Raw genomic sequence first — 14,683 nt, forward strand, 5'->3', positions numbered from 1 at the left:
TGGTCGCGCAGTTCCCCGCGCCCCTTACGGGGCGCTAGTTGCCGAAAGCCGCGTCGAAAGAGGCGGTCGGCGGCTCGAAATCGAGCCGCTTCAGAAACGTCAGAGCCTCGGGGGCGCCCTGGAGGCGGTCCATGCCCGCGTCCTCCCACTCCACCGAGATCGGGCCCTCGTACGCGACCGAGCGGAGCATCCGGAACACGTCCTCCCAGGGCACGTCGCCGTGTCCGGCCGAGACGAAGTCCCAGCCGCGGCGCGGGTCGCCCCACGGCAGGTGGGAGCCGAGACGGCCGTTGCGGCCGTCGAGCCGCCGGCGGGCCTCCTTGCAGTCCACGTGGTAGATGCGGTCGCGGAAGTCCCACAGGAAGCCGACCGGGTCGAGGTCCTGCCACACGAAGTGCGAGGGGTCGAAGTTGAGGCCGAAGGCCGGGCGGTGGTCGACCGCTTCGAGCGCCTTCTGCGTGGTCCAGTAGTCGTACGCGATCTCACTCGGGTGGACCTCGTGGGCGAAGCGGACCCCCTCGGTGTCGAAGACGTCCAGGATCGGGTTCCAGCGCGTCGCGAAGTCCTCGTAGCCGCGCTCGATCATCGCCTCGGGAGCGGGCGGGAACATGGCGACCAGGTGCCAGATCGACGACCCGGTGAAGCCGATGACCGTGTCGACGCCGAAGGCCGCCGCCGCGCGGGCGGTGTCCTTGATCTCGGCGGCGGCTCGCTGCCGGACGCCCTCGGCGTCGCCGTCGCCCCAGATGCGGGCGGGCAGGATCGCCTGGTGGCGTTCGTCGATGATGGCGTCGCAGACGGCCTGGCCGACGAGGTGGTTGGAGATCGCCCAGCACTTGAGCCCGTACTTGTCGAGCAGCGCGTGGCGGCCGTCGAGATATCCGGGATCGCTCAGCGCCTTGTCGACCTCGAAGTGATCGCCCCAGCAGGCGAGTTCGAGGCCGTCGTAGCCGAAGTCGCGGGCCAGGCGACAGACCTCCTCCAGGGGCAGGTCCGCCCACTGACCGGTGAACAGGGTGAACTGGCGTGGCACGGGTGGGCCTCCTCAGACCGGTACGGGGGTGTAGACCGAGTTCTTCGCCGCGCTCTCCTCGACGGCGGCCAGCACGCGCTGCACCTGGAGCCCGTCGGCGAACGACGGGGCGGGCCGGGCGCCTTCGGCGATGGCCCGCACCAGGTCGTGGGCCTGGTGCACGAAGGTGTGCTCGTAGCCGAGACCGTGGCCCGGCGGCCACCACGCCTCCAGGTAGGGGTGCTCGGGTTCGGTGACGAGGATGCGGCGGAAGCCCGCGCTGACACCGGGTTCGGTCTGGTCGTGGAAGAAGAGTTCGTTCAGGCGCTCCAGGTCGAAGGCGAGCGAGCCGCGCTCGCCGTTGAGTTCGACCTTGAGGGCGTTCTTGCGGCCGGTCGCGAAGCGGGTCGCTTCGAAGGAGGCGAGGGCGCCGGAGGCGAAGCGGCCGGTGAAGAGTGCCGCGTCGTCGACGGTGACCTGACCGAGGCCCGACTCCCCTCCCCCGGGGCCGCCGGCCGCCGAGAGACCGGTCGAGGCACCGGCCAGGAGGGGGCGCTCACGGACGAACGTCTCGGTGAGCGCCGACACCCCGGCCACCGGCTCGCCCGCGAGGAACTGGGCGAGATCCACGGCGTGCGCGCCCAGGTCGCCGAGGGCGCCCGAGCCCGCGTACGGCTTCTGCAGCCGCCAGGTTAGCGGGAACGAGGGATCGACGAGCCAGTCCTGGAGATAGCTGACCCGCACGTGCCGCAGCGTGCCGAGGCGCCCCTCGGCGATCATGCGGCGGGCCAGGGCGATGGCCGGGACCCGGCGGTAGTTGAATCCGGTCATCGCCACCTGACCGCGCCGCTCGGCACGTTCGGCGGCCTCCGTCATCGCCTGCGCCTCCTCGACGGAGTTGGCGAGCGGCTTCTCGCACAGCACGTGCTTGCCCGCCTCCAGCGCGGCGATGGCGATCTCCGCGTGGCTGTCGCCGGGCGTGCACACATCGACGAGGTCGACGTCGTCGCGGGCGATCAGCGCCCGCCAGTCCGTCTCCGCCGCGGCCCAGCCGAGCCGGTCGGCCGCGGTGCGCACGGCCTGTCCGTCGCGGCCGCAGACCGCGGCGAGGCGCGGGGCGAGCGGCAGGTCGAAGACGCGGCCCACGGTGCGCCACCCCTGGGAGTGGGCGGCGCCCATGAACGCGTAGCCGACCATGCCGACGCCGAGGACGGGCTTCGGGTCGCCGGGCGTCGCCGGCTTCATCTCCGTGTCGTCGTCACCGCCCGGTTCACGGGCCGTCGTGCCGGTGCTGCTTCCTGCCATGCCGAAGTCCTCCTCGTCCACGCCGGGTTCGCCTGATGCGCCGTGCCCGCGGGCCGCATCACTTGAAGCCGGTGGACATGTACTTGTCGATGTTCGACTCGTCGACGACGGCCGAGTACAGGGTCACGTGGGCCGGGATCTCGAACTCGGCCATGCCGCCGATCCCCTTCCCCTGGCCGAGGGCGCGGGCGAGGTCGATGGCGGACGCGGCCATCGTGGGCGGGTACAGGACGGTCGCCTTCAGCACGCCGCGCCCGCTCTTGATCGCCTCGAACGCGGAGAGGGCGCCCGCGCCGCCGACCATCAGGAAGTCGTCGCGGCCGGCCTGCTCGATGGCGCGCAGGGCGCCGACGCCCTGGTCGTCGTCGTGGTTCCACAGGGCGTCGAAGTTCTTCTGCGCCTGGAGCAGCTGGGACATCTTGGCCTGCCCCGACTCGACCGTGAAGTCGGCCGCCTGGCGGGCCACCTTCTTGATGTTCGGGTAGTTCTTCAGGGCATCGTCGAAGCCCTGGGTGCGCTGCTTGGTCAGTTCGAGGTTGTCGAGGCCGGCGAGCTCGACGACCTTGGCGTTCTTCTTGTCCTTGAGCTTCTCGCCGATGTAGTTGCCGGCCGACAGGCCCATGCCGTAGTTGTCTCCGCCGATCCAGCAGCGGTACGCCTGCGGGGTGTTGAAGATCCGGTCGAGGTTCACGACGGGGATCCCCGCGCGCATCGCCTTCAGGCCGACCTGGGTCAGCGCCTTGCCGTCGGCGGGCAGCACGACGAGGACATCGACCTTTTTGTTGATGAGGGTCTCGACCTGGCCGATCTGGGCGGCCGTGTCGTTCGAGCCCTCGGTCGCCTCGAGCGTGACGTCGGAGTACTTCTTGGCCCGCTCCTTGGCGTTGTCGTTGATCGCGTTGAGCCAGCCGTGGTCGGCCTGCGGGCCCGCGAACCCGATGGTGACCTGCTTGCCCGGCTTGCTGTCCGCGACCGGCTGGTCCGCGGGCTTGCTGCCGCCGTCGCTCTTGTCGCTCGGCTCGTTGCTGGTGCAGGCCGTGAGCAGCCCGCCCGCGGTGACCGCGGCGGCCGCTCCGAACAGGAGGCTTCTGCGGCTCGACACGCTTGTCGGCTCTGGCATGGCGTCGTCCCTTCCCGGACTCATGAGGTGGTGTTGGCCGTACGTCGCTGGAGCAGCACCGCGGCGACGATGATCGCGCCCTTGGCGATCTGCTGCGTCGCGGTCTCCAGGTTGTTCAGCGCGAAGATGTTCTGGATCGTGATGAAGATCAGGACGCCGAGGACGGAGCCGACGATGCTGCCGCGGCCGCCGGTGAGCAGGGTGCCGCCGATGATGGCGGCGGCGATGGCGTCGAGTTCGTACAGGTTTCCGTTGGTGTTCTGGCCCGATCCCGCGAGGACGAGAAGCAGGAACGCGGCGATGCCGCAGCACAGGCCGGACAGCAGGTACAGGTACAGGCGCTGCCGGCGTACGTCGATGCCCGCCAGCCGGGCCGCCTCGGGGTTGCCGCCGACCGCGACGGAGCGGCGGCCGAACGTGGTGCGGTTCAGGACGAGCCAGCCGATGACGGTGACCGCGGCGAAGACGAGGACCAGCGGCGGGATGCCGAGGAGGTAGGAGTCGCGCTCACCCAGCTTCAGCACCGAGTCCACGGTGATCATCTGCGTCTTGCCGTCGGTGATCTGGAGCGCGAGGCCGCGGCCGGACGCCAGCATGGCCAGGGTGGCGATGAAGGGGACGATGCCGCCGTACGCGACGAGGAGGCCGTTCACCAGGCCGCAGCCGACGCCGACGAGGATCGCCGTGAACAGGATGCCGACGAAGCCGTACTCCTGGGTCGCCACGGTGGAGGCCCACACACTGGCGAGCGCCACGATCGCGCCGACGGAGAGGTCGATGCCGCCGGAGATGATCACGAAGGTCATGCCGACGGTGACGACGCCGATGACGGAGGCCTGGGTCAGGATCAGCTGGACGTTGTCGCCGTCCAGGAAGCTGTCGGGCTGGGTGACTCCGCCGATGACGATCAGAGCGGCCAGGACGCCGAGCAGGGACAGGGTGCGGATGTCCATGCGGAGGGCGCCCAGGGTGCGGGGGCGCGTGGTGGCGGCGGCACGTTTCGGCTCCGCCGGGCGGGTGGGTGAGGCGGGCTGCGTCATGGTGCCGGGTCCCTTCTTGTGGGGTGCGGCTCGGGGGTGGGGTGTCGGGTGCCGGGTGCGGGTGGGGTGGGGCTGGTCGCGCAGTTCCCCGCGCCCCTTGCGGGGGCGGGCTGTCCGTTGTCGGGTGCGCGTTGTACGTGGTTGCTCGCGCAGTTCCCCGCGCCCCTTGCAGGGGCGGGCCGTCCGTTGTCGGGTGCGGGTCGTGCGTGGTTGCTCGCGCCGTTCCCCGCGCCCCTTGCAGGGGCGGGCCGTCCGTTGTCGGATGCGGGTCGTGCGTGGTTGCTCGCGCCGTTCCCCGCGCCCCTTGCAGGGGCGGGCCGGCCGTTGTCGGATGCGGGTCGTGCGTGGTTGCTCGCGCCGTTCCCCGCGCCCCTTGCAGGGGCGGGCCGGCCGTTGTCGGATGCGCGTTGTACGTGGTTGCTCGCGCCCCCTGCGGGGGCGGGGCGTGCGTGGTTGCTCGGGCGCCCTGCGGGGCGTCTCACGTCGGTGCGCCCTCCATCACCAGGTCCAGGACACGGTGCTCGGTCAGGTCGCGGGCCGGGGCCTCGTGGACGACCGTTCCTTCGCGCAGGACCAGGACGCGGTCGGCCAGGCCCAGGACTTCGGGGACCTCGCTGGAGACCAGCAGGACGCCGAGGCCCTCGTCGGCCAGGCGGCGGATCACGGCGTAGAGCTCGGCGCGGGCGCCGACGTCGACACCGCGGGTGGGCTCGTCGAGGAGGAGGACCTTGCAGCCGCGCAGCAGCCAGCGGGCGAGAACGGCCTTCTGCTGGTTGCCGCCGGACAGGGTGCGGACGGGGACCGAGGGGTTGTCCGGGCGGAGATGGAGCTCGCGGGTGGCCTCCAGCGCCGCCGTGCGCTCTCCGCGCCGGTCGAGCCAACCGCCGCGCGCGAAGCGGGACATGGAGGAGACGGAGACGTTGCGCGTCACCGATTCCAGCATCAGCAGGGCCTGCGCCTTGCGTTCCTCGGGGGCAAGGCCGAGGCCCGCGCGGACCGCGGCCCGGACACTGCCGGTCCGCAACTCTCGTCCGTCGACTGTGACCTGACCGGACGTCGGTTTCCGGGCACCGTAGATCGTCTCCAGGATCTCGGAGCGGCCGGAGCCGACCAGACCGGCCAGACCGACGATCTCGCCGGGGCGCACGTCGAGGTCGAGGGGCGCGAACTCGCCTGCGCGGGAGAGGTTCCGCGCCCTCAGGACCGGCTCGGCGGTGGCGGCCGCGGCCGGCCTGTCCGGGAAGACGTACTCCACGGTGCGGCCCGTCATGAGGGCGACCACGTCGCGGGTCGGGGTGTCCTTGGCCGGGAGTCCGTCGGCGACCGCGCGGCCGTCCTTGAGGACCGTGACCCGGTCGCCGATGCGGCGGATCTCCTCCAGGCGGTGCGAGATGTAGACGACGGCGACGCCGTCCGCGGTGAGGTTCGCGACGATGCGGAAGAGGTTGTCGACCTCGTCGGGGTCGAGCGCGGCCGACGGCTCGTCCATGACGATCAGGCGGACGTCGTGGGAGAGGGCGCGGGCCATGGAGACGATCTGCTGCCCGGCCGCCGGCAGATCGCCGACCAGGGTGCCCGGGTCTATCTCGCCGTGTCCGAGCCGCTTGAGCAGAGCGGCTGTCGAGGCCTTCGCGTCGCGGCGGCGCACGACGAACCCGCCTGCCGTCGGCTCGTGGCCGAGATGGACGTTCTCCGCCACCGACAGGTGCTGGACCAGGTCCAGCTCCTGGTAGATGGTGGCGATGCCCAGCCGCATCGCGGCGATCGGCGAGCGCAGAGTAACCGTATCTCCGCGCCAGGTGATGGTTCCCTCGTCGGGCTGGTGGGCGCCGGCGAGGACCTTGATGAGGGTGGACTTGCCCGCGCCGTTCTGGCCGAGCAGGCAGTGCACTTCGCCCGCGCGGACCTCCAGGTCCACGCCGTCGAGGGCGCGGACACCGGGGAACGACTTGGTGATGCCGGACATGGTGAGCAGCGGCAGTTCTGATGCCGGTGGTTCCTGTGGTGCCTGAGATGCCGATGGTGCCGTGGGTGCCATGGCGGTTCCCCCATGAACGGGTGCGGGCCGGGTTCAGGGCAGAGCAGGGCGGAACAGGGTGCGACGGAACGACGTGCGGCGGAGCAGGGTGCGGCAGGGCAGGGCGGAGCAGAGCGCTGTACTGGGGTGCCGGTCCCGCGCGGAGTGTGCGGGGAGATGTCTACGCGGGTGAGAACAGATGGTCGCTGATCAGACGGGCGCCGCCGATGACTCCGGCGGTGGGGCCCAACTCCCCCAGGACGATGGGGAGATTGCCGGTGGCCAGCGGAAGTGACTGGCGGTAGACCTGGGTGCGCAGCGCGGCGAGGAGGGTGTGACCGAGTCCGGTGACACCGCCGCCGATGACGACCAGGCCGGGGTTGAAGAAGCTGACGAGCGAGGCGATGACCTGGCCGGTGCGGTTGCCGCCCTCGCGGATCAGATCGAGGGAGGTGCCGTCACCGGTGGCCGCCGCGACCGCGACGTCGGACGCGCTGAGCCGGCCCGCCGCCTCCAGCCGGGTGGCCAGTTCGGGTGAGCGGCCGTCGCGGGCGGCCTCCTCGGCGTCGCGGGCGAGCGCCGCGCCGCTGAAGTAGGCCTCCAGGCAGCCCTTGTTGCCGCAGGCGCACTGGCGGCCGTCGGGCTCGACCTGGATGTGGCCGATGTCGCCCGCGGAGCCGGTCGTACCGCGGTAGACCTCGCCGCCGACGACGATGCCGCAGCCGATGCCGGTGCCGATCTTGACGCAGAGGAAGTCGCGGGCAGTGCGGGCGACGCCCGCGTGCTGCTCGCCCATCGCCATCAGGTTCACGTCGTTGTCGACCATCACCGGGCAGCCCAGGTCCTGACTGAGTGCCTCGCGGACCGGGAAACCGTCCCAGCCCGGCATGATCGGCGGGGCGACCGGGACACCCTCGGGGAAACGGACCGGGCCGGGCACGCCGATGCCCGCCCCGTCGAATCCCTCGGCGAGTCCGGACGCCTTCAACTTGGCCGCCATGGCGAGGACTTGTTCGAAGACCGCGACCGGTCCCTCGCGGACGTCCATGGGCTGGTTGATGTGCCCGAGCACCTCCAACTCGGCGTTGGTGACCGCGACATCGACGGAGGTCGCTCCGATGTCGACGCCGAGGAAGCGGAGTTCGGGGGCGAGCCGGATGTTGTGGGAGCGACGGCCGCCGCGCGATGCGGCGAGTCCGTCGGCGACCACGAGTCCGGTCTCCAGGAGCCGGTCCACCTCGACGGCCAGCTTCGACCGTGAGAGGTCGACCTGATCGCCCAGCTGGGCACGGGAGTTGGGCCCACCGTCACGCAGCAGTCGCAGCAGTCGCGCCTGGTGCGCGTTCGCGGGCCGAGCCGTCATGCGCCTCACGTGCCCCTCCCCGCTTCTTCGGGCTCCGTCGGACCGTCGCTCGTGTCCGCCGGCGTCGTGCCCGGCAGCTCCGTCCGGCTTTCGATGGGGAACGTAGCAGTGGCTGCCGGGAGTGGGAAGAAGTTGCGCAGTAATTACCCGCGACTTTTTCCCGTCACAGGACAAAGCCCGGTCGAGAACAGGCCGGAGAGGGCCGGGGTCGGGGTGGAGGATCTTCGCCGGGTGCGGGTCACCCGCGCACGGTTCCCCGCACTCCCGGCCGAACGTCAGTCGCGGTCCCGGTGGTGGTAGGTCTCCCGGGTGTGCTCCGTGTGGGTGCGCATGACCGCCGTCGCCCCCGACTCGTCGCGGGCCGAGATCGCCGCGATGAGTTCGCGGTGTTCGATCCAGGACTGCTTCCCGCGCTGCCGGGCGACCGGCTGGTAGTACCAGCGGACCCGGCGGTCGACCTGGCCGGCCAGTTCGGCGAGGACGACGTTGCCCGCCAGCTCCATGACCTTCGCGTGGAACTCGGCGTTCGTCGCGACGACCAGGTCCACGTCCCCCTCGGCCACGGCCCGCTCGCCCTTGGCGCACAGGTCCTCGAGGGCGGTGATCCCGGCCTTGCCCGCGTTGGCCGCCGCCAGTCGGGCGGCCTCGGTCTCCAACAGCGTACGGACCGCGAGGAGTTGGTCGGCCTCCTCCTCCGTGGGCTCGTGCACGAAGGCGCCCTGGGCCGGGCGCAGGTCCACCCAGCCCTCGGTGTTCAACCGCTGCAGGGCCTCACGCACCGGCTGGCGGGAGACGCCCAGATGTCCCGCGAGCTCGCTCTCGACCAGGTGCTGACCGGGCTGCAGCGCGCGCGTGGTGATGAGCTCCAGCAAAGCCTCGTAGACCCGCTCGCGCAGCGGTCCGGGGCGCTCCAGCTTGGGCACGGCCCCCTGCGGCAGTCCTGTGGACAACATCGCGGTCCCCCTCCTGGGCTTCAGACCATGGCTTCACACCATCCGGCGGGCCCGGTTCCGACGGATTGTCTTTGGAATACAGTTTACCGAGCACAATCGCTACGGCCAGGGACAGTTGGCCTCGTCACATCCGGGCGCCCCGAGTACCCCTGAAACCCGTACGTCAAGGGCAGCGCACGACCTGTCCCGCATAGGAGAGGTTCCCGCCGAAGCCGAAGAGCAGCGCGGGCGCCCCGCTCTCCAGCTCACCGCGCTCGACCAGCTTGGACAGGGCCATCGGGATGCTCGCGGCGGAGGTGTTGCCGGAGTCGACGACGTCCCGGGCGATCACCGCGTTCACGGCGCCGATCTTCTCCGCGAGGGGTTCGATGATGCGCAGGTTCGCCTGGTGCAGGACGACGGCGGCCAGTTCGGCCGGGGCGAGTCCGGCCCGCTCGCAGGCCTCGCGGGCCAGCGGCGGCAGGGAGCGGGTGGCCCAGCGGTAGACGGACTGGCCCTCCTGGGCGAAGCGGGCGGGTTCGCCCTCGATCCGGACCGCGTTGCCCATCTCCGGGACCGAGCCCCACAGGACCGGGCCGATGCCGGGCTCCGTCCCGTCCGCACACGGCTCGATCACGACGGCACCCGCGCCGTCGCCGGTCAGCACGCACGTGGTGCGGTCGGTCCAGTCGGTGACGGCGGACATCTTGTCGGCGCCGACGACCAGGGCGCGCCGGGCGGCCCCGGCCCGCAGCGTGTGGTCGGCGGTGGCGAGGGCGTGCGTGAAACCGGCGCACACGACGTTCAGGTCGAGGGCGGCCGGGGACGGGACGCCGAGGCGGTGGGCGACGCGGGCCGCCGTGTTGGGCGAGCGGTCGACGGCGGTGGACGTCGCGACGACGACCAGGTCCACGGCGTCGGCGGTCAGGCCCGCCGCGGCCAGCGCCTTGGCGGCGGCGTGCGCGGCGAGCTCGTCGACCGGTTCGTCGGGGCCCGCGATGTGCCGGGTGCGGATGCCGACGCGCGAGCGGATCCACTCGTCGTTGGTGTCGACCATGCCCGCGAGGTCCTCGTTGGTCAGGATCCTGGCGGGCTGATAGTGGCCGATGCCGACGATGCGCGAACCGTTCATGGAGGGTCCCCTCATGTGCCTTGCCCGCGGGCCCTGTGTCCCCGTCCGAGCTGCGGACATTCCAGTCTGGTCAGCGACCGGCGAGTAACCGGTGACGTATGCGACAGGAATGCGGGGCAAGGCTTGGAGAGTTCCGACCGATTCAGCCCGTGAACAGCTGCGTGGCCTTTTGCACCAGTTCGTACAGACCGTAGGCGAGCGGGGCGCCCACCCACAGCCAGGCGACGGCGATGAGGGTCCGGCGCCTAGGCGGATTGCTGCTGGTCGCGGGCGGTGGCTGCGTCATCGGAGGACTCCCTGGGGGCGGGTACGTGGTGGTGACGGGCGTGGACCGGGCGGACGAGTTCGTTGGCGACGAAGCCGACGACGAGCAGGCCGATCATGATGAAGAGCGACAGCCCGTAGAGAGACGCGCCGTGCTTGCCCGCGCTCTCCTGGGTGTCGGCGATCCGGTTGACGATGAGCGGGCCGAGGACGCCGGCCGTGGACCAGGCCGTCAGCAGGCGGCCGTGGATGGCGCCCACCTGGTAGGTGCCGAAGAGGTCCTTCAGGTAGGCGGGGACGGTCGCGAAGCCGCCTCCGTAGAAGGAGAGGATCACGAGGGCGCAGAGCACGAAGAGGGGCTTGGACGTGTCGCCCCACAGGGCGATGAGGAGGTACATCAGGGCGCCCGCGCCGAGGTACAGGCGGTACACGTTCTTGCGGCCGACGAGGTCCGAGGTGGAGGACCAGCCGATGCGGCCCGCCATGTTCGCGGCGGAGAGCAGGGCGACGAAGCCCGCGGCGGCCGACGCCGACACCGGGGTGCTGGAGTCCTGGAAGAAGTCGGTGATCATGGGCGCCGCCTTTTCCAGGATGCCGATCCCGGCGGTGACGTTCATGCACAGGACGATCCAGAGGCACCAGAACTGGGGAGTGCGGATCGCCTGGTTCGCCGACACCTGCGGGCCCGTGGGGGCTGGTCGCGCAGTTCCCCGCGCCCCTGAGGGGGCGCCTCCCGGCACCCTGATCAGCAGCACGCCCAGCGACATGAAGACCGCGTACACCACGCCGTGCACCAGGAACGCCAGCTCCAGGCCGCCGTTGCCCGAGCCGAACGACTCCAGCATCTGGGCGCTCCACGGGGACGCGATGAGCGCGCCGCCGCCGAAGCCCATGATCGCGATGCCGGTGGCCATGCCGGGGCGGTCGGGGAACCACTTGATGAGCGTGGAGACCGGCGAGATGTACCCGATGCCGAGTCCGATGCCGCCGACGAAGCCGTAGCCGAGGACGATCAGCCAGAACTGCTCGAGTCCCGCGCCCAGCGCGGAGATCAGGAAGCCGGACGAGAAGCAGCCGAGGGCGACGCCCATCGCCCAGCGCGGTCCGTTGCGTTCGACGAGCGTGCCGCCGAACGCGGCGGACAGCCCGAGCATCACGATGGCCAGCTGGAACGGCAGCGCGCTCTGCGTGCCGCTCACGTGCAGGGCGTCCTCGACGGCGGGTTTGAAGACGCTCCAGGCATAGGCCTGGCCGATGGACAGATGGACCGCGAGGGCGGCCGGGGGGACGAGCCAGCGGCTCCAGCCGGGGGGTGCTACAGGGGGCCTCATGATCCAGAACCGTAGGCAGGACAAGGGGAGTTAGGAAGAGGGCGTACGGGATTGGTCGACCGTATGCAATGAACCTGCACATCCGTGCGCGGAGCCTTGTCGGCCCAACTTCCATACTGTAGACAATATTCCATCGGCTCCATCGATGAGTTCCCTGAGATTCGGCTCCTCCGGACCGCCACCGCCCGTGCGAGCGGAGCGGATCCGGCACCCTCGACCGAACGGAGCGCTCCAGTGAAAGTCGCAGTCCTCGGCGCCGGAGCGATCGGCGCCTATGTCGGAGCCGCCCTGCACCGCGCGGGCGCCGATGTCCATCTCGTGGCCCGCGGACCGCACTTGGCGGCCATGCGGCGGGACGGTGTCCGGGTCAGCAGCCCGCGCGGCGACTTCACCGCCCGGGTGCACGCCACCGACGACCCCGCCGGCATCGGCCCGGTCGACCACGTCTTCCTGGGCCTGAAGGCCACCTCGTACGCGGCGTGCGGGCCGCTGATCGAGCCGCTTCTGCACGATCGTACGTCGGTGATCGCGGCGCAGAACGGCATCCCGTGGTGGTACTTCCACGGGCACGGCGGCCCGCACGACGGGCACCGGCTCGACAGCGTCGATCCGCAGGGCGCGGTCAGTGCGGTGCTCGCGCCCGAGCGGGCGATCGGCTGCGTGGTGTACGCCGCGACGGAGCTGGCGGCACCGGGCGTCGTCCGGCATCTCGAAGGCACCCGGTTCTCCGTCGGGGAGCCGGACCGGAGCGCATCGGCGCGGTGCGCGGAGTTCAGCGCCGCGATGAGGGCCGGTGGCCTGAAGTGTCCCGTCGAACCCGATCTGCGCGCCGACATCTGGATCAAGCTGCTCGGCAACATCTCGTTCAACCCGATCAGTGCCCTGACGCGCGCCACGATGCGGCAGATGTGCCGGCACGGCGGCACCCGCCGGGTCGTCGAGATCATGATGGCCGAGACGCTGGCCGTCGCCGCGGCCCTCGGCTGCCGGCCGGACATCTCCGTCGAGCGCCGCCTCGCCGGCGCCGAACGGGTCGGCGACCACCGCACCTCCACCCTCCAGGACCTGGAGCGCGGAAAACCGCTCGAACTGGACGTGCTGCTGGCCGCGGTGGTGGAGCTGGCCGGCCTCACCGGCGTCGAGGTGCCGACCCTGCGCACCGTGCACGCCCTCTCGGATCTGCTCGCCCACGGCCTGAGGAGGGACGCCGCATGAAGCAGAGTCGCCGCGACCGCACCCCGAAGAACTACACCCGGCTCACCCGGCCGCTGCTGCGCGAGACGCCGGGCGACCGTGGCTCCCCCTTCCGGACCGCGACGTGGGACGAGGCGCTGGACGCAGCGGCGGCCGGGTTCCGGCGGGCGCGGGCCGCACACGGTCCGGACTCCTTCGCGATGCTGTCCTGCGCCCGCGCCACGAACGAGATGAACTTCGTGGCGCAGAAGTTCACCCGGGTCGTGATGGGCACCAACAACGTCGACTCCTGCAACCGGACCTGTCACGCGCCGAGCGTGGCCGGTCTCTCCGCCGTCTTCGGCTCGGGCGGCGGCACGTCCTCGTACGAGGAGGTCGAGCACACGGACCTCGTCGTGATGTGGGGCTCCAACGCCCGTTTCGCCCACCCGATCTTCTTCCAGCACGTCCTGCGGGGCATCCGCAACGGCGCCCGGATGTACGCCGTCGACCCGCGCCGCACCTCGACCGCCGAGTGGGCGGAGAGCTGGCTCGGTCTCAACGTCGGTACGGACATCGCGCTGGCGCACGCCGTCGCCCGCGAGATCATCGCCGCCGATCTGCACAACAAGGCGTTCGTTGAACGGGCGACGACCGGGTTCGAGGAGTTCAAGGCGCTGGTGGAGCCGTGGACGCCGAGCCTCGCGGAGAAGGTCACCGGCGTCCCGGCCGCGGCCGTCAAGGACCTCGCGCACGCCTACGCGACCGCCGAACGCGCCCAGCTGTGCTGGACGTTGGGGATCACCGAGCACCACAACGGGACCGACAACGTCCGCGCGCTGATCAACCTCGCGCTGCTGACCGGGCACGTCGGCCGGTACGGCGCCGGGGTGCAGCCGCTGCGCGGGCAGAACAACGTGCAGGGCGGCGGCGACATGGGCGCCATCCCCAACCGGCTGCCCGGCTTCCAGGACATCCTCGACGACGGGCACCGGCTGAAGTTCGAGCGGGCCTGGGACACCGTCATCCAGCCGCGCTACGGCATGACGCTCACCGACATGTTCGAGGCGATGGAGCACGGCTCCCTGCACGCCGTGTACTGCATCGGGGAGAACCCGGCCCAGTCGGAGGCCGACAGCGAGCAGGCGGCGCGCCGGCTCGCCGCGCTCGACCATCTGGTGGTGCAGGACATCTTCCTGACCAGGACCGCGGAGATGGCAGACGTCGTACTGCCCGCCACCGCCGCGTGGGCGGAGACCGAGGGCACCACGACCAACAGCGAGCGGCGGGTGCAGCGGGTGCGGGCCGCGCTGCGGGCGCCGGGTGAGGCGCGTGAGGACATCGGCATCATCTGCGACGTGGCCGCGCGGCTCGGCCACGACTGGAAGTACCCGGACGCGGAGACGGTCTGGAACGAGCTGCGGGCCCTGTCCCCCGACCACTTCGGGATGACCTACGACCGGCTCGACGCGCACCAGGGACTGCAGTGGCCGTGCCCGGACGTCGACGACGTGCCGTCCTCCTACCTGCACGGGCGGCTGTGGGAGGCCGACCCGGAGCGGAGGGGCCGCCGCGCGCCGTTCGGGCTCGTCGAGCACGATCCGCCGGTCGACCTGACCGACGAGTCGTACCCGATCCGGCTGACCACCGGCCGCCGCCTCGACTCGTACAACACCGGTGTGCAGAGCGGGAGTTTCGCCTCGCCGCTGCGCCGCGGCGAGTACGTCGAGCTGTGTCCGGAGGACGCCGAGCGGTACGGGGTCGTGGTCGGTGAGCAGGTCCGGGTGTCGTCCCGGCGCGGTGTGGTGACCGCGCCGGTCTGGATCGATCCGGGGCTCCGTCCCGGGCTCGCCTTCATGACCATGCACTTCCCCGACGAGGTGGACACCAACGCGCTGACGATCGAGGCCAACTGCCCGATCGCCGGGACGGCGGAGTTCAAGGCGTCGGCGATCCGGATCGAGAAGCCGGCCGCACCGGAAGTGAGGGGCTGA

12 protein-coding genes are annotated in these 14,683 nt (G+C 71.2%); 2 read left to right on the forward strand and 10 right to left on the reverse strand.

All coding sequences use genetic code 11. The features are described from left to right. Positions 1-34: 34 nt before the first annotated feature. From ABT127_RS05625 to ABT127_RS05670, 10 genes are all read right to left on the reverse strand, one after another. Complete coding sequence (locus tag ABT127_RS05625; RefSeq protein ID WP_351444890.1) at positions 35-1,033, reverse strand: sugar phosphate isomerase/epimerase family protein; 999 nt, start codon at positions 1,031-1,033, stop codon at positions 35-37. 12 nt (positions 1,034-1,045) lie between these two features. Continuing rightward, positions 1,046-2,257 carry a Gfo/Idh/MocA family protein gene (locus ABT127_RS05630; RefSeq protein WP_351445413.1) on the reverse strand — a complete coding sequence of 404 codons (1,212 nt, stop codon included), beginning with the start codon at positions 2,255-2,257 and terminating at the stop codon, positions 1,046-1,048. 118 nt (positions 2,258-2,375) lie between these two features. Then, positions 2,376-3,437, reverse strand: coding sequence for a substrate-binding domain-containing protein (locus ABT127_RS05635; RefSeq protein ID WP_351444891.1), 1,062 nt, complete (start codon positions 3,435-3,437; stop codon positions 2,376-2,378). A gap of 20 nt (positions 3,438-3,457) precedes the next feature. Beyond that, positions 3,458-4,477, reverse strand: coding sequence for an ABC transporter permease (locus ABT127_RS05640; protein WP_351444893.1), 1,020 nt, complete (start codon positions 4,475-4,477; stop codon positions 3,458-3,460). 478 nt (positions 4,478-4,955) lie between these two features. Further along, a complete protein-coding gene (locus ABT127_RS05645) occupies positions 4,956-6,443 on the reverse strand; it encodes a sugar ABC transporter ATP-binding protein (protein ID WP_351444894.1) in 1,488 nt (495 codons plus the stop codon). A gap of 232 nt (positions 6,444-6,675) precedes the next feature. Beyond that, on the reverse strand, positions 6,676-7,857 hold the full coding sequence (locus ABT127_RS05650; RefSeq protein ID WP_351444896.1) for an ROK family transcriptional regulator: 1,182 nt from the start codon (positions 7,855-7,857) through the stop codon (positions 6,676-6,678). Positions 7,858-8,132: 275 nt separating this feature from the next. Beyond that, on the reverse strand, positions 8,133-8,810 hold the full coding sequence (locus ABT127_RS05655) for a GntR family transcriptional regulator (RefSeq protein ID WP_351444898.1): 678 nt from the start codon (positions 8,808-8,810) through the stop codon (positions 8,133-8,135). A 163-nt stretch (positions 8,811-8,973) separates the two neighbouring features. Then, positions 8,974-9,921, reverse strand: a complete 948-nt coding sequence (locus ABT127_RS05660) for a beta-ketoacyl-ACP synthase III (protein WP_351444899.1) — start codon at positions 9,919-9,921, stop codon at positions 8,974-8,976. Positions 9,922-10,063: 142 nt separating this feature from the next. Continuing rightward, on the reverse strand, positions 10,064-10,207 hold the full coding sequence (locus ABT127_RS05665) for an MFS transporter small subunit (RefSeq protein WP_351444901.1): 144 nt from the start codon (positions 10,205-10,207) through the stop codon (positions 10,064-10,066). Next, on the reverse strand, positions 10,167-11,516 hold the full coding sequence (locus tag ABT127_RS05670; protein ID WP_351444903.1) for an OFA family MFS transporter: 1,350 nt from the start codon (positions 11,514-11,516) through the stop codon (positions 10,167-10,169). Before ABT127_RS05670 ends, ABT127_RS05665 begins: the two co-directional genes overlap by 41 nt. 234 nt (positions 11,517-11,750) lie before the next feature. On the opposite strand from ABT127_RS05670, the gene ABT127_RS05675 reads away from it, so the two are divergent. Next, complete coding sequence (locus tag ABT127_RS05675) at positions 11,751-12,731, forward strand: 2-dehydropantoate 2-reductase (RefSeq protein WP_351444904.1); 981 nt, start codon at positions 11,751-11,753, stop codon at positions 12,729-12,731. Beyond that, positions 12,728-14,683 (forward strand): molybdopterin oxidoreductase family protein, encoded by a 1,956-nt coding sequence (locus ABT127_RS05680; protein ID WP_351444906.1) that lies wholly within the window; start codon positions 12,728-12,730, stop codon positions 14,681-14,683. Before ABT127_RS05675 ends, ABT127_RS05680 begins: the two co-directional genes overlap by 4 nt.

This window comes from Streptomyces sp. NPDC001904 (genome assembly GCF_040297005.1).
Classification (GTDB): Bacteria; Actinomycetota; Actinomycetes; order Streptomycetales; family Streptomycetaceae; genus Streptomyces.